This window comes from Pseudomonas sp. NC02 (assembly GCF_002874965.1).
GTDB lineage: Bacteria > Pseudomonadota > Gammaproteobacteria > Pseudomonadales > Pseudomonadaceae > Aquipseudomonas.
In genome coordinates this window covers 4,674,975-4,694,807 of record NZ_CP025624.1, presented here as the reverse complement: position 1 = coordinate 4,694,807, position 19,833 = coordinate 4,674,975, and the positions used below count along the sequence as shown (strand labels likewise).

14 protein-coding genes are annotated in these 19,833 nt (G+C 62.5%); 6 read left to right on the top strand and 8 right to left on the bottom strand.

All coding sequences use genetic code 11. The features are described 5' to 3' along the window. Nucleotides 1-63 precede the first annotated feature (63 nt). Nucleotides 64-1,026 (top strand): alpha/beta hydrolase, encoded by a 963-nt coding sequence (locus tag C0058_RS21985; RefSeq protein ID WP_102369567.1) that lies wholly within the window; start codon nt 64-66, stop codon nt 1,024-1,026. Between the two features lie 50 nt (nt 1,027-1,076). Here C0058_RS21985 and C0058_RS21980 read toward each other — a convergent pair whose 3' ends face one another. The 5 genes from C0058_RS21980 to pvdM form a co-directional block, all read right to left on the bottom strand. Continuing rightward, on the bottom strand, nt 1,077-3,542 hold the full coding sequence (locus tag C0058_RS21980; protein ID WP_003208546.1) for a TonB-dependent siderophore receptor: 2,466 nt from the start codon (nt 3,540-3,542) through the stop codon (nt 1,077-1,079). A 97-nt stretch (nt 3,543-3,639) separates the two neighbouring features. After that, nucleotides 3,640-5,289, bottom strand: coding sequence for a cyclic peptide export ABC transporter (locus tag C0058_RS21975; RefSeq protein ID WP_003208548.1), 1,650 nt, complete (start codon nt 5,287-5,289; stop codon nt 3,640-3,642). Nucleotides 5,290-5,446: 157 nt separating this feature from the next. Next, entirely contained in the window at nt 5,447-6,322 is an 876-nt protein-coding gene (locus tag C0058_RS21970) for a formylglycine-generating enzyme family protein (RefSeq protein WP_008434504.1), read from the bottom strand. A gap of 31 nt (nt 6,323-6,353) precedes the next feature. Further along, nucleotides 6,354-7,631, bottom strand: a complete 1,278-nt coding sequence (locus tag C0058_RS21965; protein WP_102369566.1) for an aminotransferase class V-fold PLP-dependent enzyme — start codon at nt 7,629-7,631, stop codon at nt 6,354-6,356. A gap of 27 nt (nt 7,632-7,658) precedes the next feature. Beyond that, nucleotides 7,659-9,008 carry a pyoverdine-tailoring dipeptidase-like protein PvdM gene (gene pvdM, locus C0058_RS21960; RefSeq protein ID WP_008434503.1) on the bottom strand — a complete coding sequence of 450 codons (1,350 nt, stop codon included), beginning with the start codon at nt 9,006-9,008 and terminating at the stop codon, nt 7,659-7,661. A gap of 152 nt (nt 9,009-9,160) precedes the next feature. On the opposite strand from pvdM, the gene C0058_RS21955 reads away from it, so the two are divergent. Next, complete coding sequence (locus C0058_RS21955; RefSeq protein ID WP_102369565.1) at nt 9,161-10,789, top strand: PvdJ/PvdD/PvdP-like protein; 1,629 nt, start codon at nt 9,161-9,163, stop codon at nt 10,787-10,789. A 44-nt stretch (nt 10,790-10,833) separates the two neighbouring features. Here the strand turns inward: C0058_RS21955 and C0058_RS21950 are convergent, their stop codons facing one another. Genes C0058_RS21950 through C0058_RS21940 form a run of 3 tightly spaced genes read right to left on the bottom strand, consistent with a single transcriptional unit; the run spans nt 10,834 to nt 15,394 of the window. After that, nucleotides 10,834-12,243: an efflux transporter outer membrane subunit gene (locus tag C0058_RS21950; RefSeq protein ID WP_102369564.1), complete on the bottom strand. Its 1,410-nt coding sequence runs from the start codon at nt 12,241-12,243 to the stop codon at nt 10,834-10,836. A 7-nt stretch (nt 12,244-12,250) separates the two neighbouring features. Next, nucleotides 12,251-14,221: a MacB family efflux pump subunit gene (locus tag C0058_RS21945; protein ID WP_102369563.1), complete on the bottom strand. Its 1,971-nt coding sequence runs from the start codon at nt 14,219-14,221 to the stop codon at nt 12,251-12,253. Next, nucleotides 14,222-15,394, bottom strand: a complete 1,173-nt coding sequence (locus C0058_RS21940; RefSeq protein ID WP_102369562.1) for an efflux RND transporter periplasmic adaptor subunit — start codon at nt 15,392-15,394, stop codon at nt 14,222-14,224. A gap of 256 nt (nt 15,395-15,650) precedes the next feature. Between C0058_RS21940 and C0058_RS21935 the strand changes: the two genes are divergently transcribed. The 4 genes from C0058_RS21935 to C0058_RS21920 all read left to right on the top strand — a co-directional run bounded on the left by C0058_RS21935 (nt 15,651) and on the right by C0058_RS21920 (nt 19,717). Continuing rightward, nucleotides 15,651-16,133 (top strand): sigma-70 family RNA polymerase sigma factor, encoded by a 483-nt coding sequence (locus C0058_RS21935; protein ID WP_102369561.1) that lies wholly within the window; start codon nt 15,651-15,653, stop codon nt 16,131-16,133. 127 nt (nt 16,134-16,260) lie between these two features. After that, nucleotides 16,261-17,598, top strand: coding sequence for a lysine N(6)-hydroxylase/L-ornithine N(5)-oxygenase family protein (locus C0058_RS21930; protein ID WP_003208565.1), 1,338 nt, complete (start codon nt 16,261-16,263; stop codon nt 17,596-17,598). Between the two features lie 68 nt (nt 17,599-17,666). Then, entirely contained in the window at nt 17,667-18,887 is a 1,221-nt protein-coding gene (locus C0058_RS21925) for a putative DNA modification/repair radical SAM protein (RefSeq protein WP_102369560.1), read from the top strand. Next, entirely contained in the window at nt 18,884-19,717 is an 834-nt protein-coding gene (locus C0058_RS21920) for a TIGR03915 family putative DNA repair protein (protein ID WP_102369559.1), read from the top strand. The genes C0058_RS21925 and C0058_RS21920 overlap by 4 nt, the downstream gene beginning before the upstream one ends. Nucleotides 19,718-19,833 lie beyond the last annotated feature (116 nt).

Genomic DNA, 19,833 nt, shown 5'->3' with positions numbered 1-19,833 from the left:
TATACAAAGAGGGGCCCTTGTGGCTCCTCTTTCGTCTGTGGCTTTTTCATAAGGAAACCTGCGATGTCCTTGCATCCGGAACTCAATGCCTTCCTCGACCTGGCGCAAGAAAGCCAGGCGGACGGTCCTGGGCCGTTTCACCTGTCAACGCCCGCCCAGGCTCGTGAGGCGTTCGAGCGCACCACCGCGCAACTGCGCTGGCAGGCGCCTGCGCAGGTGCGCTGCAGCCCCATCGAATTCACGGCACGCGATGGCGCGACGCTGGCGTTGCGTGTGTACCGTCCCGCTGACGTTTCGGCGCAGAGCCTGCCGGTGCTGGTGTACTTCCATGGCGGTGGCTACGTGGTCGGCAGCCTGGAATCCCATGACGGGGTGTGCCGCGAATTCTGCGCCAGAACTCCGTGTGCGGTGGTTTCAGTGGGTTATCGACTGGCGCCGGAGCACAGGTTCCCGACGCCGCTGAACGATGGCGCCGATGCCATGGCCTGGCTGGCCGATAACGCTGCAGCCGAAGGCCTGGACCTCACCCGCGTGGCTTTCGGTGGCGACAGTGTGGGGGCCACGCTGGCGACGGTGCTGGCGTTGCAGTCGGTGCTCGAGCCCGCGACGCTGGCAATTAAACCCTGCTGGCAACTGCTGTGCTATCCGGTGACGGACGCTTCTACCAATAGCCCGTCGACCGAGCTGTTCGGCGAGGGCTATCTGCTGGAGACCGAGACACTGGAATGGTTCTACCGGCATTACGCCCGGGAGGCGGCGGATCGTCTTGACTGGCGCTTCTCGCCATTGCTGGCGCCGGGGTACCCGGGCATGCCACCGGCGCTGATTGCGTTGGCCGGTCATGACCCGCTGCTGGATGAAGGGCGTGCCTATGCCCGACGGTTGCAGGAACAGGGGGTGGCGGTGGAAGTGATCGAGTACGCCGGGTTGATTCACGATTTCCTGCGCCTGCAGAGCGTGGTGCCGGATATCGACGAGGTGTACGCTCAATTGACCCAGGCATTGCGAGCCGCGCTGGCAGCTTGAGAACAGGCACAAAAAAACCGGGCCAGGCCCGGTTTTTTTGTGGGTGTTGCCTAGAAGTTGTACGTCACGTCAACCGAGGCGACGCGTTCCTGGCCGTAGTAGCAGCCGAACGAGTAGTTGCAGTGGGACACGTACTCGCGGTTGAACACGTTCTGCACGTTCAGGCTGGTTTCCACGCCACGCAGGCTTGGCGATACCTTGCTCAGGTCGTAGCTGACGGTGGTGTCATAGACCACAAAGCCCGGGACCTCGAACGAGTTGGCAGCATCACCGGGTTTGGGGCCGGTGTAGCGGGCGCCGGCACCGAAGGTCAGGCCATTGAGCACCGCCTGGGTGAAGTGGTAGTCAACCCACAGCGATGCCGAAACCGGTGCCTGTTGCTCGGTGCGGTTACCGGTGTTGCCGTAGTTGTTCTTGATGTAGAACGCGTCGAGGTAGGACGCAGCAGCCAGTACGTCGACGTTGGCAATCGTCGATTTGACTTCCAGTTCAACACCGCGGGAGCGAACCTGGCCTTGCTGGACCGAGTACTGGGTGTACTCGTTATCCTGGCTCAACACGTTTTTCTGCTTGATCTGGTACACGGAAGCCGTGATCAGCGTCTTCTCGAACGGCTGGTACTTCACACCCACTTCGTACTGTTCGCCTTCGGTCGGCGCGAAGGCCTTGCCGCCACGTTCGGGCGCGGTAGTGCCAACGGTCGGCAGGAAAGATTCGGAGTAGCTGACGTACGGCGCCAGCCCGAAGTCGGTGACATAGGTCAGGCCGACACGGCCGGTGAACTTGTTGTCACGCTGTTCGGTGATGGAGTTTGCAATCAGGTCCTTGTTTTCAACTTCGGCCCAGTCCTGACGGCCACCAATGGTCAGGATCCACTTGTCCAGTTTGATCTGGTCCTGCAGGTAGACGCCGGTCTGGCGCACGGTGTTGTCCCACTTGGTGGTTTTTTCCGGGGTCAGGCTGCTGGTGTCGTAGTTGTTGTTTTCGCCGTAGAGGTTGATCGGCAGTACGTTGTAGGCGTTGTAGCCGGTGTATTTGCGGTTGAAGTTGCGATAGTCCAGGCCGACCAGGGTGGTGTGCTCCAGCGCGCCGGTGTTGAATTTGTATTCCAGGTTGTTATCGATGGTGTAGGCGGTGTTGTGCTGGCGCCAGTCGAGTTTGACACGGTTGGCCCGGGTCTGGTCGACCGCGCCGGTGACTGCATCGGTGACGAAGCTGCGCAGGTAGAAGCCTTTGTAGTCGTCGCGTACGTCGGTGTAGCGGGCGGTGGAGCGACCTTTCAGGTTTTCGCTGAAGCTGTGGGTCAAGTCGTAGCCCAGGATGAACTGGTCACGTTTGTAGTCGTTGTATTTCGAGTCGCCGGAGAAGAAATTGCGGTCGATGCGTTTGCCGTTGGGGCCGCGCTCGAGAGAGCCGATCATTGGCAACGCCTGATAGTCTTCCAGGCCTCGGTCCCGCTGGATCTGCGCCAGTACGGTCAGGGATGTGTCGTCGTTCGGGGCCCAGGTCAGGCTGGGTGCCAGCAGCATGCGTTCGCTGTGGGTATGATCGACCTGCTGGTTGCCTTTCTTCGCGACGCCGACGATGCGATAGCTGAACTCTTTCTGATCGTCGAGCGGGCCGCTGGTGTCGAATGCGCCGTTGACCCGGTTGTAGCTGCCGGCACCGATCTTGACCTCGCTGCGTTGTTCGGTGGTCGGTCGCTTGGAGACCATGTTGATCAGGCCGCCTGGCTGGTTTTGGCCAAAGAGCACCGACGATGGGCCCTTGAGCACTTCGATGCGCTCCAGGGTATACGGATCGATTTGCGGGGCGCCGCCGAGGCTGCCGGCATAGGGCAAGTAAGCGCCGTCCAGGTACAGCTGGGTAGGGGCGAAGCCACGGCTGGTGATTTCGTCGGCGATCGCGTTGCGGTCGGTGAAGCCGCCGGTGTTCAGGCCTGGCGTGTAGCGCAAGGCCTGGGTCAGGTTGAGTGCGCCCTGGGTTTCGATCTGTTTAGCGGTGACCACGTTGACGGTTTGCGGGATTTCCAGGAGGGGCGTATCGGTCTTGGTGCCGGTGGCGCTGCGGGTGGCAACGTAGCCGTCCACGGGGCCGTAGGCCGATTCAACAGCCTGGCCACTGATGGTGGTGGCACCCAGCTCCAGTGAATCACCCGTTGCCCGGGCACGTACGGTGACGGTGTTGGCTTGAACGGTGAACACAGCGCCGGTCCCCACCAGCATCTGCGACAACGCCTGTTCAGGCGACAGCCGGCCGCTCACCGGCTGGCTGTGCTGGCCCTTTACATCATCGGCGCTGTACAGCACTTGCATGTTCGACTGGGTGCCCAGTGCCTGCAGGGCGCTTGCCAGCGATTGTGCCGGGATATTGAAGTTGATCTCCTGGGCCTGAACCTGCGCACTGAACGGCAACGCCAGCGCCATGCTGAACGCGGTGGCGCTGAAGCCCGGCTGCAGCATACGGCGCATGAACAAGGCTTTGGTAAAACGTGGAATCCCCGCAATTGCTGACATTGTGCTCACTCTTACTGGTTTTAATGGTTGCGTAGTTGTTAGCGATTCTTAATTAGACGCATGAGGCCGGAAAAACCAGAATGAGAATCTAACTTATTCATGCCGGTTGCAGTTCGGTGGCTACTTTCCCGGCTTCCATGCGGACCAGTTGGTCGGCAATGTCGAAGTAACGATCGTCGTGGGAAATCACGATGATGGTTTTGCCCAGGCGCTTGAGATCCGGCAGCAGCTCGGTGTAGAAAATCCGCCGGAACGTCGGGTCCTGGTCTGCGGCCCATTCGTCAAACACCAGCACCGGGCGTTCCTCCAGCCATGCATTGACCAGCGCCAGGCGCTTGCGCTGGCCGGTGGACAGGTCGGTGGTGGTGAACGAACCGTCACGCACGCTGACCTTGTGGCCGATTTCCAGGCGCTGCAGGTATTGGTTGGCATCTTCGGGAATATGGGTATCGCCCTGCACCACGTCGTCGAACAGGTAGTAGTCAGCGAAGATCGTGGTGAACAACTGGCGATAGTCGTCACGTGTCACTGCCGTCACGGGCTGCCCGTTGAGGCGGATTTCTCCCTGCTGCGGGGCGTACAGGCCTAGCAGCAGCTTGATCAGGGTGGTCTTGCCGCAACCGTTTTCGCCGACAATGAAGATGATGTCGCCTTGCTCGATCTTCAGGTTGACCGGGCCCAGGCGAAACGGTGCGCTGCCTTCGGTGGCGGGGAAACTGTAGGACACGTCCGTCAATTCCAGGCTGTGCACCGGCGTACTCTGGTTGCCTTGGTCGCTGAGCAGCAGGTGGGGTTCGGGCGAGGAAAACTGCTCCGACAGCGCGGCGATACGGCGGAATGCGATCTGCGCGCGGCTGACGATTGGCAGGGTGCCGATCAGATGCTCCAGCGGCCCTTTCATGTACAGCAGCACCAGCACAAAGCCGCTCATCACTGATTTGTCGGCACTCGGCCACAGTGATTGCAGGGCGAGTGCCAGCCCGATGACCACGAAAAACAGCATGGAGCCGAGGGTCTTGGCGACGACGAAAATATTCACCGAACGAATTTGTGTGTCGCAGATTTTGTCGGCGGTGCTTTCTATCCCCGACACAAACATGCGGTGCCTGCGCGGACGATGGATGCGCAACTCCTTGGCGCCCTCGGCGATGGAATTGTAGTGTTTCTGCAGTTCGTCTTCGGCGTCGCGGGCCTCCATGAAGCCTTTGATTCCCCGGCCCCGGGCGATGTACTGGACGACCGTGCCGATGATGATCGCGACCACCATGATCAAGAACATCGGCCATGACAGCATCGCCAGGTAGCCCATGCAGCCAAGGGTGACGGTCAGCGAAATGGCCAGCGGGGCGAAGGCGAACGCGAAATCGCTGATGGTGTCGACGTCGTGGGTGAGCACCGGGATCAGGCGGTGGCTGCGGTAGCGCTCAATCTGTTCGATGGGCGCCGACAGGACTTTTTCCCCAAGCTCCTTGCGCAGCCGGGCGATGATCTTTTGCCCCACATAATTGGTGCCGATATCGGAAAAGATCGAACTGACCAGTGCCAGCAGGCAGAGGCCGGCAAAGGCGCCGACCACGGTGTTGGTCAGGCCGTTGTCGGCGTGCAGCACGGTATTGATGGTCGCCAGCAATACCGTGACGCTGAGGCCGCCGACCATGCCGAGCAGAATGGAGCCGACAACGATCAGCCGAAAGGGTTTGAGCAGGGTGAACAATTCATTGATCACCCCACGTGTTGGTTTGCTCATGGAGGTTCCCTGCTTGAAGATCGGCCGGGCCCGGCTTCGGTCGCGGGCTCGGCCTGGGTGGCATAGAGGGCGGTGGTGCGCCGCAATGCGTTGCATGACGGGTCACACACACCTGTAAAACGACTGGGGGGAGGGTTAATTTAGAGGGCTGGCTGCCTTACAGGTCCCGCACGACGCGAAAGCCGATCCAGTCGCCGCGGTTGTCCGGTACCAACGCATTGCGGTTGCCGGAGCGGGAGAACACGGGGGCTTCACCCCAGTCGTTGCCGCGGATGCGTCTGAACTGGCATTTACCGGTCAGCCAGGCGCTGCCGTCGCTTGGGGCGCCGACGTAATCATCGTTGTAGCAATCGGCTGTCCACTCGTAGACGTTGCCGTGCATGTCGTACATGCCGAACGCGTTGGGCGGGTAGCTGCCCACCGGGGACGAGTAGCTGTAGCCATCCGCCGGGCCGTAGGTGTTGGCATGCTGGGCAATGCTGTAGCCCTTGCCCTCGTCGAACGGGAAGGGGAACGGGCCGGTGGAGCCGGCGCGGGCGGCGTATTCACGTTGGGCTTCACTGACCATCTGGTAGTGATGGCCGGTTTTCTTCGATAGCCAGGCGACGTAGTTCTGCACATCCTCGAAGTCCATGCACACGGCAGGTTGGCGCGGCCCCTGGGGGTAGCGTGGCTTGCTGGCGACGCACTCGCGGCCGGGTCGTTCATCGCCATTGGCAATCTTGACCCCGGACTGGCGTACATAGCTGTCCCACTCGCCGGCTGTGACCTGGAAGCGGCTCATGGCGAAGGGCTTGGCAAAGGTGACCGGGTGCATCGGGCCTTCATCAGGCTCGCGGCCCACTTCGTCTTCCGGGGTGCCCATGGTGAACGTACCGGCGGGCAACACGACCATTTCCGGGCAGTCCTTGCAGTCCTTGAACACTTTACCGGGTGTCGGCGTGGCCGCCTGGGCCAACCCCGGTAGCAGGGCACTGCACAGTGTTGTCAGAATCACTGCGGCCAGCGGTTTCAGGTGCGGGTGATGGTTCATGGGAGCATCTCGCTGAAATGAAAAAGAGGCGTCACAACCGTTGGCTCAGCAACGTCATGAAGCGCTGGATCTCGGCCGATGTGTTGAGCAGGCCCGGGGAAGTGCGAATCACCGGGCCGGCGTCCCGATATACCGAGTCGATCACTACTCGGTTTTTCATCATGTGGGCGGCCACGTCGCGGCTGTCCTGGCCGTTGACCCGGAAGAAGGTGAAGCCTGCCGACAACTCGCTGCTGCGGGGTGTCACCAGCTCTATCTTCGAGTGCGCCAGCAGTTGGGTCTTCAGTTCGTCGTTGAGCTGATGAATGCGTGCCTGTACCTGCGGCTTGCCCAACTGCAAGTGCAGTTTGAAGGCTTCATCCGCAGCCCAGCGATGTTCAAAGGCGTGGTAGCCGCCGGGTGTCATGGTGGTGGCGAAGTTGGTGTCTTCGGAGAAGGTCGGCACCATCGGTGTCACGTCGGTGTTCTGTTCCGAGCGGGCGCAAATGATCCCGGTGCCCCGCGGGCCGAACATCCACTTGTGGGTGCCGGCAATGAAAAAGTCGCAATGCATGTCCGGGAAGTCGAGGTTCTCGACGCCAAAGCCATGCACACCATCGACCACGTAGAGGATGCGGTCCTTGTCGTCACGGTTGCGGTTGTGTTCATCCACCAGCTTGCCGATCGCGCCGATCGGCAGCTTGACGCCGCTGCCGGATTGCACCCAGGTCATGCCGAGCACACGGGTATTGGGGCGGATATTGCGCTCGATAGAACCGAGCACTTCATCGACGGACACCGAATGGGCGCTCTCGAACAATTTGATCTTGCGTACCTGGGTGCCTTCCTTGCGTACCCGGAAATCGAGGCTGTAGGCGGTGGCGTAATGTTCGTGAACAGTGGTGAGGATTTCCTGGTCGGGGCGTACCTGGATCCCGCCGTAAATCATCGCCAGGCCTTCGGAGGTGCTGCCGGTCAGGGCTATCTGGCCGGGCCTGGCATTCAGGTAGCGGCCGGCCCATTCGCGCACCTGGCCTTCACGCTTCCATGTCTCTTGCAGGTCCCAATCCATGGCCAGGCCGGGGTTGCGGTCGATCTGCGCGCGGTAGCGCTCGATGGCCTCACGCACCGGCTTGGGGTGCGAGGCCACCAGGAAATTCGAAAAGTGCAGGTAGTCCGGGTCCTGGGTAAACAGTTGGCGAAAGCCTGCCCAAGGGTCGCCAGGTGGTGCCGCATCGCCTGCCAGTGCCTGGGGGATGATGGCAGTGCCCAGCGGCAGGCTCGCGGCGAGAAGCCCGGCCTGCTTGAGAAACGTACGGCGGTCGGTCATGAATTCACTTCATTCATTGAGGGTGGTTCAGCGGTTGGCCAATGGCTTGGCAGCTTTTTGTACCTGGTCCCAGACCCGCAGGAAGTTGCCTCCCCAGAGCTTGGCGATATCGGCTTCGGAGTAGCCGCGCTGGATCAGTTCCGCAGTCACGTTGCGCACTTCGCCGACGTTCTCCCAGCCCTTGAGGCCGCCGCCGTCGTTGAAGTCCGAGGCGATGCCGACGTGGTCGATGCCAACCTTGCGCACGGTGTAATCGATGGCATCGCCCAAGTCCTTGAGGGTGGCCTTGGGTTCTTCTTCGAGGATGGCGTACAGCGCACTGGCGTATTGGCCAAACTTTTGTTCTGGCCAGGCCGAGATGATCGGGTCGCCGGGCATCAGGGCTACGGCCAGGTTGGGCAGTGGCGGCAGGTCGAAGCGCGCGCGCAACGCGTTGAGTTTGTCCTGGGTGGGCTGGCTGAGGGGGCGCAGGTAAGCTGGGAAGCCCACCACCTGAACGACACCGCCGCTGTTCTTGATCAGTTGCAGTTCCTTGTCGCTGAGGTTGCGCGGTATGTCCACCGACGCCCGTGGCGCCGAGTGGGAGGCCACCATCGGTGTGCGGCTCAGTTGCGCAACTTGCTCCAGGGCCTTGGTGGACATCTGCGAGACATCAATGATTACCCCCAGGTCATTGAGGCGATGCACGGCTTGCTTGCCGATATCCGAGAGGCCGTCGAGGGCATCGGGTGAGTCATTGAAAAACGGCAGTGGGCGTGACGAGTCCGACCAGGCATTGTTGCCGATGTAGCTGAAGCCGAACATGCGCATGCCGCGCGCGGTCCACAGGTTCAACTGATTAAGGTCATCACCCAGCGGGTAGGCGTTGAGCATGCTGATAAAGATCGCAAACTTGCCTTCGCCATGCAGACGCCGGAAATCATCCGGGGTGTAGGCAATGCCCACTTGGTTGGGGAAGTCGCGAACCATGCCGGAGATGATCTTGTAGCGAGTCTCCTGCTGGTGGCGGGCTTCTTCGACAAAACCCGCGGTGGGCTTGTGGGGCGCATTGGGGCCGTTCCACATTTCCGGCCAGCCGAAAATCGTCAGGGCTGCACCCGACAGGCGCCCCCGGCTGGCCTTGGCCAGGTCGAACTGGCCGCTGCCGTCCTTGTCGGCTTCGTTGCCGGCGGTACCAAAGTTGAGCGGCACGGTGATGTGACTGTCGAACGACAGCAGGCGGTCCTGCATCTCATTGGCCTGCTTGATTACCGCCAACGGGTACCCGGCATTGCCCCTGAACCAATGGTCCCAAGCCAGGAACCCGGCCCCGGCGCCAATGGCCAGGACCAGCGGCAGGCCGAAGTACAACGCCTTTTTCGAACGTGGTTTTGTCATTGCCATCTCAGTCAGTTGAGGCCTTTGCTATCTGGGATGAACGAGCGATGGGCGGGAAAATTTAAGCCTGGGAGGCGCGGTGCTAAATTTCCCCTGTCAGCGAACGTTCTAGCTTGGATAAAGCCTGCTTGATGGCTGACACAGGTAAAGCAATGACGATTTCTCGACGAGGGTTCATCGCCGGCCTGGCGCTGACTGGCGCTGCAGTGCCTGCGGCCTTTTATGCCCATCGCGAGCTGACGCGTGAAGAGTTTCCGATTACCCCGGGCGAAGCCACGGTGGATCTGGCAGACACCGCCGGCCAGCATTTGGCGGACAGCCTGCGTGGCGTTTGGCATGTGCAGTTGGCAGGCCGCGATGCCGGCCTGAAAGGCTTGCCCCTGGAAGGCCTGGAATTGCTCCTCGACGTTGCCCCGCGTGGGCGTGGCCTGCGGGGCTACCTCGACACTGGCGAACAACTGCGTGCCGACGGCGAGCCGCGCTATCGTGTGTTGGGTGACCTGACTCCCGGCGACGGGGCGCATCTGTACTGGCGCCTGATCGACCGCGATGCCGTGGACGGGGCTCCGGCCTACGAGTTCACAATGACCCTTGATGAAGTCTGGGCCGAATTCGGTAACGCCGGCAGCGGCACCCTGAGTGGGCAGATCCTCAGCCTGGACCGCCCATTGGCCCTGCTCGAACGGGACAATCATTTTGTCGCCACCAAGCGGCTGTTTCCCGAGGCGCGTGAGCGCATCGGTCTCAACCCGGTTCTATTGGCCTGGTTGATTGCTCCCGAACATCGCCTGTTTCACCAGCTCTGGCACGCTTCCCGTGACCAGTGGCACAAACTCTCCGAAGACAAGCGTAATGCCTTGCGGGGGATCGGCTGGCAGCCTGGTCCGCGTGACCGGGAGCGCGATGCACGGGGGCCGCGCAAGGATCGCAACGGTTCGGGCATCGACTTCTTTTTCATGCATCGGCACATGCTGGGCGCCGCACGTTCGATGCAGGACTTGCCATCGTGGACGTACTTCCCTCAGCCACAGCCGGGGCTGGAGCGTGATCGCCAGGGGTTTGTGCGTTATTTCGACAATCATGACGGTTTCGCGTTGCCGCCTACCTGGATGGCGGCGAATGACAGTGCGTATACCCAGTGGGTCAGCGATATCAAGGCGGCCGAGACTTACCACAGTAACTTTGAGGTCTGGGAGTCGCAGTACCGCGACCCGCGCTACCTGGCGAAACTCACATTGGGGCAGTTCGGCTCTGAGGTGGAGCTGGGCCTGCACGACTGGCTGCATATGCGCTGGGCCTCGGTGCCGCGGGACCCGTCCAACGGCGCGCCGGTGCCTTTTGCACGGGACCCGGCTGACTTTGCCGCGCGTTGGTACGTGGCAGAGAATGACTTCCTTGGAGATCCGTTTTCTTCTCACGTGAATCCGGTGTTCTGGCGTTTTCATGGTTGGATCGATGACCGCATCGAGGATTGGTTTCGTGCCCACGAGCGTTTTCATCCGGGTGAAGTGAGCCGGCTGGAAGTCAACGGCGTGCCCTGGTTTGCGCCGGGGCGCTGGGTGGAGGTGGATGACCCGTGGCTGGGGCCGGACACCCATGGTTGCAGCACCACGCCGGGTTTGCAGATGGGCAAGTCGATGGAGATGGACCCGGAAACCATGAAGCTGGCGCTGCGGATTACCTTCGGGGCGGATGAGGACAGGCTGGCCGGGCTGTTTCGCAAGGTGCCGAAGCGTCCCTGGTACGCGCGCCATTTGAAGGTCAAGGAGCGGGTGCTCTAAAGCGCGCCGCTCAACGGCTGGGGCCGGGCAAGCCCGGCTTTCATTCAGTTGATTGTGCTTGCTGGCACCTGCCAGCCGCCCCCCAGTGCCTTATACAACGCAATGCTTGCGTTCAGCCGCGATCGGCGTAATTGCACATTCATGTCCTGCGCCGCATATAACGTGCGCTGCGTCTCCAGCACCGTCAGCAAGTCCTCCGCCCCGGCTTCATAGCGGCTCTGGGCAATCTCAAAGGCAGTCTGCGCCTCCCTCAGTTCCTCGCTCTGCCACTGACGCTGCGCATCCAGCCCGCGAATGCTGCTCAGGGCTTTTTCCACATCGGCAAAGCCATTGATGATCGCTCCCCGGTACGTCTGCAGCAGCTCATCCTGGCGCGCCCGGGCCTTGTCCCGCTCGGCGCTCAGGCGGCCATTGTTGAAGATCGGTGCGACCAGGCCGGAAGTGAGGTTGTAGAACGGGCTGCGCACTACGTCGGCGAGCTTGTTGGCGCCCGAGCCAAGGTCGGCACTGAGGGTGAGGGTGGGCAACATGGCTGCCCGGGCGACGGTGACGTCTGCCTGGGCTGCTGCCAGCCGGGCCTCGGCACTGGCGATGTCGGGACGGCGGCTGAGCAGTTGGCTGGGAACACCGGCGGCGATGCCCGGCCAGTTCAATTGGGCGAAGGGTTGCGGGGCCAGGTGCAGGTCCTGCACCGGTGTGCCCAGCAGTGCCGCGAGGCTGATCAAGGCCTCGTCGGCCTGTTGCTGTGCCAGCGGCAGTTGGCGTTGTTGTGCGGCCACGAGGCTTTTTTGCTGGGCCAGTTCCAGGGCGGTGGCGGAGCCTGCATCGTGGCGAGTCTGCACCAGCTTCAACACGTTTTGGGCGTTGTCCAGGTTGAGTTGGGCGATGCGCAGTTGCTCACGCAATGACAGCCACTGGGTATAGCTGGTCGCAACACCGCTGAGCAGGGTCAGTTCCACGGTGGCCTGGTCGAACTCGCTGGCGCGCACCTCTTCCACGGCGCTGTCCCGGGCGGCGCGCTTGCCACCCCAGAAATCAATTTCGTAAGTGGCGCTCAGGCGCGCATCGAAGTAATCCACGGCCTTGTTGCTGCTGGTGGCATCCAGCTGGCTGTAGCCCTTGCCCCGCAGCAGCTTCTGGCGGTTTGCATTGAACGCGCCGGTGAGTTCAGGCAGCAACGGTGCGCCGGCTATCACTGCGCTGGCCTGGGCCTGGCGCACTCGGGCCATGGCGCTGGCCAGGTCGTAACTGCCGCTGCGGGCCCGTTCGATCAGTTGGTTGAGCTGGGGGCTGTCGAAGCTTGTCCACCATTGCTGGTTGGCCCGCAGCGCCGTTGCGTCGCTTGCGCTGTGCCAGGCGGGCGGTGTTTGCATGCCTGCGCCCGGACGCGGTGCGGGGCTGCTGCAGGCGGCCAGCAGCAGGCTGGCGGCGAGGAGGGTCAGGGACACTTTCATAGGGCGATCATTCACTGGTAAGGGCCTTGACCGGGTCAAGTCGAGCGGCTTTGCGGGCCGGCATGAAACCGAAGATAACGCCGGTGACCAGGGCGCAGAAGAAGGCCCCCACGGCGGCCGGAATCGAGAACGCGACGGCCACGTTGCTGAGGATGAGCACGCCGCCCACCAGCAGGGCCAGGCCGATGCCGGTGACGCCGCCGACCACCGAAAGCATCACCGCTTCGGTGAGGAACTGGCGCAGGATATCCCGCTGCCGCGCGCCGGTGGCCATGCGGATGCCGATCTCCCGCGTGCGCTCGCGTACGGTCATCAGCATGATGTTCATCACGCCGATACCGCCCACCAGCAGTGAGATCGCGGCAATCGAGCCGAGCATCAGCGACAAGGTGTTCTGGGTGCGTGCCTCGGCCTGGATCATCGCGGCATTGTTGGTCAGTTCAAAGTCGTGCTTGCCGTTGTGCAGGCGCAGCAACAACTGATTGATAGCCTGTTCGGCGTCGTGCACGTTGCGCGCGTCGGCGGCGGCAATCACTACGTATTCGGGGTTATAGCTGCCGAACAAGCGCACGCTGGCGGCAGAGTAGGGGATGGCGATACGGTCGTCGCTGTCTTTGTCGCCGGAGCTGGCGCCTTTTTCGGCGAGCACACCGACCACCTGGAATGGAACGTTTTCGATCAGGATGTATTGCCCGATCGGGTCGGTCACATCCTTGAACAACTTGTCGCGTACCCGTTTGCCGATCACTGCCACCGTGGCTCCGGCGCGCTCGTCGGCCTCGGTGAAGTAACTCCCCTCGACCACTGGCCAGTTGAAAATGGCCGGGAAATTGGTGTCATTGCCCCCGACATACGCCATATGGTCGACGTTGCCAAAGCGAACGCCGGCCTCTGCGCCGTTCACCGGCATGATGCGCTTGACCTGAGGCAGGGCCGCCAGGGCGGCCACGTCGTTGAGGGTGATCACGCCGGGTGGTGTGCGCGGGTTGGGCGCCGACCCGCTGACGTAGAGGATATTGGAGCCGAAAGCGCCCATCTGCGCCATCACCTGGCGCTTGCTGCCTTCGCCCACCGCCAGCATCACCACCACCGACGCCACGCCGATGATGATCCCCAGCAGCGTCAGCGCCGTGCGAAAACGGTTGATCCACATCACCCGCCACGCGGCTTGCACGGCATCCAGCAGCTCGGCTTTCCAGGCGCCGTTGTGCTCGGCGCCATCGGCCAGGCGCTGGCGCAGGTCCACGGCTTGCAACGCGCCGGAGATGGCCACGGGGGGCGTCTCGCTGGTGTCGGCAGAGTCGCTGATGATCAGCCCGTCGCGGATCTCGATGATGCGATTGGCCCGCGCCGCGACTTCGCGGTCGTGGGTGATCAGGATGACCACGTGGCCCTGGCTGGCCAGTTCGTCCAGCAGGGTCATGACCTCCGCGCCGCTGTGGCTGTCGAGGGCGCCGGTGGGTTCGTCGGCGAGGATGATATGCCCGCCGTTCATCAACGCCCGGGCAATCGACACCCGCTGTTGCTGGCCGCCGGAAAGCTGGTGCGGGCGGTTGCCGGTGCGCTCGGCCAGGCCCAGGCGCGTGAGCAGGGCCTTGGCGCGGGCATGGCGTTCGGCGGCGCTGATGCCGGCATAGATCGCCGGCATCTCGACGTTTTCCTGGGCCGAGCCGGATGGGATCAGGTGATAGCCCTGGAACACGAAACCGAAGGCCTCGCGGCGCAGCCAGGCGAGTTCGTCGCTGTCGAGCCGGGCGACGTTTTCCCCGGCGAACAGGTAGTCGCCCTCGGTGGGGCGGTCGAGGCAGCCGAGGATATTCATCAGCGTGGATTTGCCGGAGCCGGAGGCGCCGACAATCGCCACGAATTCCCCGGCATGGATCGCCAGGTCGATGCCGCGCAGCACATCAACCTGCGGCGTGTCGCCGCCGCCGTAGGATTTGCGGATGCCCTTGAGTTCGATCAGTGGGGTCGACATTCAACCTCCGCTGCCATCGGCCGGGCCGATCAGCAGGTGATCGCCTTCGTTCAGGCCTTCCAGCACCTGGACTCGCAGGCGGTCGCTGAGGCCCAGGCGGATTTCGCGTTGCTCGATGCTGCCGTTTTTCGCCACCACGCGGGCGATCTGTTTGTCGCCGCCGAGGCTGCCTTGCAGGGCGGCGACCGGCGCGGTCAGGGTGTCCCTGGCCTGGCCGGCGACGAAGAATACCTGGGCGGTCATTTCCGCCATCAAGGCGTTATCGGTGTTGTCGACGTCCAGCAGCACCGTGTAAAGCACCACTCGCCCGGTGCCGCTTTTGCTGGCGCTGCTCGGGCTGCCACCGCCCTGGCTGGTTTCGTTGAGCGGCTTGGGCGGGATCGGCAAAATCTGCCGTACGGTGCTGGTCCAGCGCCGGCTGCCGCCGCTCAGGGTGGTGAAGTAGGCCGTCATGCCGGGTTTGACATGGCCGATGTCGGCTTCCGAGACTTCGGCCCATACGGTCATCGGCGAAAGCTTGGCGATCCGCAGGATCAGCGGGGTTTGCTGCTGGGCGTTGAGTGTCTGGCCTTCCCGGGCGTCCACCGCGACCACGGTGCCGCTCATTGGCGCATAAATGCGCGTGTAGCCCAACTCTGCCTCGTCACTGCGCAGGCTGGCCTTGGCCTGGCGAATCTGCGCCAGGAACATGTCGACCCGCGCCTGGGTGGCGCTCAGTTCGGCCCTGGCAGTTTGCACGTCTTCTTCCCGGGTGGCGTTACCGGCTTCCAGGCGTTGCTGGCGCTGGTACTTCTGGCGGGCCAGTTCGTGCTGGGCCCGTTGCTCCTGCAACTGGGCCTCCAGGTTCTCGATGGCGTAGCGGCTGGCATCGAGCTTGGCTTTTTGCGTGGAGGGGTCGATCTCTACCAGCAATTGGCCTTCCTTGACCTGGGCACCGGCCTCGACGTGAATCTTCTGGATCTGTCCGGACGCCTGGGCGCCCACGTCGACGTAGCGCCGGGGTTGCAGGGTGCCCAGGGCCGTGACGCTGCTTTCGATATCGCCCCGGGTCACGGTGACGGTCGCCAGCTTGTCCCGGCCCGGCGGCAGGACCTGCCAGGCAGCTAAAGCGATGACGGGGATCAGGCACGCGACCACAAGCAGGGCGCGTCGGGCAGGTCGAGGACGTTTCATGCAGAGTTCCAGCCAGGAAAGATCGGCCCGCAGGAGCGGGAAGCTGACAGGTAGACGAGGAAATTGTCCGGGGATTTAGGCCGTTACATATGCCGTTACAGGTGTGTCAGGCAAAATAATTGGCCGGCGTTGCAAGTCTTGTTTAAAACTAGATGAGAATTACTATAAATTACACGCACCTCAAACTGCCATCATCGCATCGGCCGTTATCTTCGTACTCAAAGGACCTAATGCCGCCTACAGGCGGTCGGGAGTCATGTTGGAAAACTACTATCGCGAGCTGGTGTGTTTCCTCAACGCCAAGCTGGGCAACCGTCAGGTGGCCGAAGATGTGGTGCATGACGCTTATGTGCGGGTGCTGGGGCGTGCCAGTGAGGTCCCGATCGAGCAGCCCCGGGCGTTTCTCTATCGCACGGCGCTGAACCTGGTGATTGACGGGCATCGGCGCAACGCCCTGCGCCAGGATGAACCCCTGGAAGTACTCGACAGCGAGGAGCGTTTTTCGCTGTCTTCGCCCCATCACTGCCTGGACCACGGCCAGCGCCTGGAAATGCTTGAGCGCGCGCTGGCCGAGTTGCCGCCGCTCTGCCGTGACAGCTTCCTGCTGCGCAAGCTCGACGGCCTGTCCCACCTGCAAATCGCCGAGCGCCTGGGTATTTCCCGCGCGCTGGTGGAAAAACACATCGTCAATGCCATGAAGCATTGCCGGGCGCGCATGCGTGAGTGGGATGCGCACTGATTCCAGCGTTAGCTAAATTTTATTTCATTGTCCTCGTCTCCTATCAACACACGACCTGTTGCTGTGCCTTCAGGTCTCTGAGGCTTTCCCGCCCCACTGCCACGGGGCTTATCCAGAGGACACTGGAATGACACAGGCAATTGCATCGCCCGCCGTTCACGACCTGATCGGTATCGGGTTCGGCCCTTCGAACCTGGCGCTGGCCATCGCCCTGCAGGAACGCGAGAAAGCCCAGGGCAAACTGGACGTGCTGTTCCTCGACAAACAGGCCGACTACCGCTGGCACGGCAACACCCTGGTCACCCAGAGTGAATTGCAGATTTCCTTCCTCAAGGACCTGGTGACCCTGCGCAATCCCACCAGCCCTTATTCCTTCGTCAATTACTTGAAAGCCCACGGGCGCCTGGTGGATTTCATCAACCTGGGTACCTTCTATCCGTGCCGCATGGAGTACAACGACTACCTGCGCTGGGTTTCCGGGCAGTTCCAGGCGCAAAGCCGCTACGGCGAGGAAGTGCTGGCCATCGAGCCGATCCTGCATCAGCAGCAGGTAGAGGCGCTGCGGGTGATTTCCCGGGACGCCCAGGGTGAACAGCACGTGCGCACCACCCGCTCGGTGGTGGTCAGCGCCGGTGGTACGCCGCGTATTCCGGCGTCGTTCAAGGCGCTCAAGGATGACGGTCGGGTGTTCCATCACTCCCAGTACCTGGAACGCATGGCCCAGCAACCGTGTGTCGACGGCAAGCCGATGCGCATCGCGATCATCGGTGGTGGCCAGAGCGCAGCCGAGGCGTTTATCGACCTCAACGACAGCTTCCCGTCGGTGCAGGTCGACATGATCCTGCGCGGCTCGGCCCTCAAGCCTGCGGATGACAGCCCGTTCGTCAACGAAGTGTTCTCGCCGGAGTTCACCGACCTGGTGTTCCAGCAGAACGGCAGCGAGCGCGAGCGCCTGGTCAACGAGTACCACAACACCAACTATTCGGTGGTGGACCTGGACCTGATCGAGCGCATCTACGGGATCTTCTACCGCCAGAAAGTTTCCGGCATTGCCCGTCACGCGTTCCGTACCCTGACCACCGTGGAAAAAGCCACGGCCGGGCCGCTGGGTGTGGAGTTGGCGCTGCGCAACAACGCCACCGGCGAAACCAGCCTCAACCATTACGATGCCGTCGTACTGGCCACCGGTTACGAGCGCCAGATGCATCGTCAGTTGCTCGCACCGTTGGCCGACTATATGGGCGACTTTGAAGTCAGCCGCGACTACCGCATCGTCACCGACGAGCGCTGCAAGGCCGGCATCTACATGCAGGGCTTCAGCCAGGCCAGCCATGGCCTGAGCGATACCTTGCTGTCGATCCTGCCGATCCGTGCCGACGAGATTGCCGCGTCGCTGTACGAACACGACCGCAGCCGCGGCAAGAGCCGTTCGGTGCAGGACGTGTTGCTGGCCACCGCCAGCTGACAGGCTGCACTTGAACCGCGGGGGCGGCTGCTGATACTGTACAAAAAACCAGTATCGGTAGAAGCCCCATGCAGTTGATCGAAAAACTCAGCATCCTCGCCGACGCCGCCAAGTACGACGCGTCCTGCGCCAGCAGCGGTGCGCCCAAGCGCAGCTCGGAAGGCAAGGCGGGGCTGGGTTCCACCGATGGCATGGGCATCTGCCACAGCTACACGCCCGACGGTCGCTGCGTGTCGTTGCTCAAGGTGCTGCTGACCAACTTCTGCCTCTACGATTGCCAATACTGCGTCAACCGCCGCTCCAGCGACGTGCCCCGTGCACGCTTCAGCCCGGAGGAGGTGGTGACCCTGACCCTCGACTTTTACCGGCGCAACTGCGTCAGCGGGCTGTTTCTCAGCTCCGGCATCATCCGTTCGGCCGACTACACCATGGAGCAGCTGGTGCGGGTCGCCAAACTCCTGCGCGAAGAGCATGACTTTCGCGGCTACATCCACCTCAAGACCATTCCCGAAGCCGACCCGGCACTGATTGCCGAGGCGGGGCGGTATGCCGATCGCCTCAGCGTGAATATCGAGTTGCCAACGGACAAGAGCCTGCAAACCCTGGCGCCCGAGAAGCAGATCGTCTCGATCAAGCAGGCCATGCAAACCATCTATACCGGTGAGCAGACGGTGCTCAACGAACCCCGCGCGCCGCGTTTCGCGCCGGCCGGGCAGAGCACGCAGATGATCGTCGGCGCCGATGACACCGACGACAGCATCATCCTCCACAGCGCCGAGGCGTTGTACGGCAATTTCAAACTGCGCCGGGTGTATTACTCGGCGTTCAGCCCGATCCCCAACAGCCCGAAAAGCGTGCCCCTGGCCGCGCCGCCGCTGATGCGCGAGCACCGCTTGTACCAGGCGGATTTCCTGTTGCGCAGCTACGGGTTCAGCGCCAATGAACTGTTTGAAGGGCCGGGCGACCTGGCCCTGGATATCGACCCCAAGCTGGCCTGGGCGCTGGAGCACCGCGAGGTGTTCCCGCTGGACTTGAACCGGGCCGAGCCGACGCTTATTGCGCGCATTCCCGGAATTGGCCTGCGTACCACCCAGCGGCTGGTGGACCTGCGTCGCCAGCGCAAGATCCGCTTCGAAGACCTGGCGCGCATGCGGTGTGTGCTGACCAAGGCCAAGCCGTTTTTCATCACCAGCGACTACCACCCGCAGCAAGCGGAAAGCACCAGCGTGCTGCTGCGCGAACAACTGCGCGACCGCCCGCAGCCGCAGCAAATGGGGCTGTGGGGATGATCAGCCTGGAATGCGACAACCTGTTCAGCACCTGGCGCGAGCAGGCGCGCTGGTTGCTCAGCCATCAGATCGACCCCAGCCACGTGAGTTGGGGCGTGGCCGAGGTGGCGGACCTGTTTGCCACCGACGAGCAGTACCCGGCCGAGTGCGGGCCGTTCCAGGCGCGGATTCCCAAGGCGCTGCTGGAGCTGCTGGAGTCTGCCGCGTGTTATCACGGTGAACAGCGCTGGAGCCTGTTGTATGAGGTGCTGTGGCGCGTCAGCCATGGGGACCGCACGGCGATGATGTCGGGGGACAAGCTGGGCAGCGAATTGCAGCGGCGGATCAAGCAGGTGCAGCGCGAGGCCCATCACCTGCATGCGTTTGTGCGGTTTATCGCATTGCCGGCAGAGGCGGGGCCGCAGTTGCCGGAGTACGTGGCGTGGCATGAGCCGGCCCACGATATCTTGAAGGTGGCCAGCCAGCATTTTGTCGGGCGCATGGGGCGTCATCGCTGGATGATCGCCACGCCCCTGGATGGGGTTTATTACGACGGGGAGCAGTTGATTCACCAGCGGCAATGCCCGGTGGAATGGCAGGCGTTGGCGCAGAATGTCGAGGATCCCCACAGTGCGATGTGGTTGACGTACTACAGCCATATCTTTAACCCGGCGCGGTTGAATCCGAAGGTGATGGAAGGGCATTTGCCGAGCCGGTTCTGGAAGAATCTGCCGGAGGGCAAGTTGATTCCGGGGTTGATCAGCGAGGCGCGTACGGGCAAGCAGCGGGATGGGCAGGCGAAGCTGATTGGGGCGCGTCCAGGCAAGCGAATTTCAAGCGGGCACGGTTAAGTGTGGGAGCGGGCTTGCTCGCGAATGCGGTGTGTCAGCGGCACATCCAGCGACTGATACACCACATTCGCGAGCAAGCCCGCTCCCACATTTGATCTCTATTGCCTGTAGGGGCG

Excerpts from the sequence above, each read along its gene's own strand:
- C0058_RS21985 (WP_102369567.1), top strand. The coding sequence starts at position 64 with ATGTCCTTGCATCCGGAACTCAATGCCTTCCTCGACCTGGCGCAAGAA.
- C0058_RS21980 (WP_003208546.1), bottom strand. The coding sequence starts at position 3,542 with ATGTCAGCAATTGCGGGGATTCCACGTTTTACCAAAGCCTTGTTCATG.
- C0058_RS21975 (WP_003208548.1), bottom strand. The coding sequence starts at position 5,289 with ATGAGCAAACCAACACGTGGGGTGATCAATGAATTGTTCACCCTGCTC.
- C0058_RS21970 (WP_008434504.1), bottom strand. The coding sequence starts at position 6,322 with ATGAACCATCACCCGCACCTGAAACCGCTGGCCGCAGTGATTCTGACA.
- C0058_RS21965 (WP_102369566.1), bottom strand. The coding sequence starts at position 7,631 with ATGACCGACCGCCGTACGTTTCTCAAGCAGGCCGGGCTTCTCGCCGCG.
- pvdM (WP_008434503.1), bottom strand. The coding sequence starts at position 9,008 with ATGACAAAACCACGTTCGAAAAAGGCGTTGTACTTCGGCCTGCCGCTG.
- C0058_RS21955 (WP_102369565.1), top strand. The coding sequence starts at position 9,161 with ATGACGATTTCTCGACGAGGGTTCATCGCCGGCCTGGCGCTGACTGGC.
- C0058_RS21950 (WP_102369564.1), bottom strand. The coding sequence starts at position 12,243 with ATGAAAGTGTCCCTGACCCTCCTCGCCGCCAGCCTGCTGCTGGCCGCC.
- C0058_RS21945 (WP_102369563.1), bottom strand. The coding sequence starts at position 14,221 with ATGTCGACCCCACTGATCGAACTCAAGGGCATCCGCAAATCCTACGGC.
- C0058_RS21940 (WP_102369562.1), bottom strand. The coding sequence starts at position 15,394 with ATGAAACGTCCTCGACCTGCCCGACGCGCCCTGCTTGTGGTCGCGTGC.
- C0058_RS21935 (WP_102369561.1), top strand. The coding sequence starts at position 15,651 with ATGTTGGAAAACTACTATCGCGAGCTGGTGTGTTTCCTCAACGCCAAG.
- C0058_RS21930 (WP_003208565.1), top strand. The coding sequence starts at position 16,261 with ATGACACAGGCAATTGCATCGCCCGCCGTTCACGACCTGATCGGTATC.
- C0058_RS21925 (WP_102369560.1), top strand. The coding sequence starts at position 17,667 with ATGCAGTTGATCGAAAAACTCAGCATCCTCGCCGACGCCGCCAAGTAC.
- C0058_RS21920 (WP_102369559.1), top strand. The coding sequence starts at position 18,884 with ATGATCAGCCTGGAATGCGACAACCTGTTCAGCACCTGGCGCGAGCAG.